Source organism: Clostridium sp. CTA-19 (assembly GCF_054767855.1).
On sequence record NZ_BAAABH010000103.1, the window covers coordinates 1 to 444 of the forward strand.

A 444-nucleotide genomic window follows, 5' to 3' on the forward strand; every position below is an offset into this window, starting at 1 on the left:
GAAGATCCTAGGTAATTAACATTAATGCCTTTAGGAATGATTAAAATAAGGATAGAATAGATATGTAAGTTGATAACCATGAAATTTGTAATGGATGAGAACATTATAATAGAATGTGGTAAGGACTAATTGAATTACTAGGTTTAGAAATACATAAATATTTATAAGATAATAGTTATAAAGAAAAGTTAAATAAACCAGTAAAGGTATATAACTTTGAAGTTTCTAATTGGCATACTTACTTTGTTTCAGATGCTGAAGTACTTGTTCATAATACTTGTAGCATGGGAAGTGCTAAGGGGGCTGGTAGCCCTATAACAAAATCAGAATATAGTAGTCTTAGAAAGAAGACACCAAATAATGAGATTAGGAAGATGGTAAATCCAAAAGGACCAAAGGTAGATCCTGTTTATGGATATGAGACAAATGTTCTTGAAGCAGACC

General features: G+C 30.6%; 1 pseudogene. It reads left to right on the forward strand.

The features are described from left to right. Positions 1-230 precede the first annotated feature (230 nt). Positions 231-444, forward strand: a pseudogene (locus tag ACYUE0_RS17845) (hypothetical protein); the annotation flags it as partial.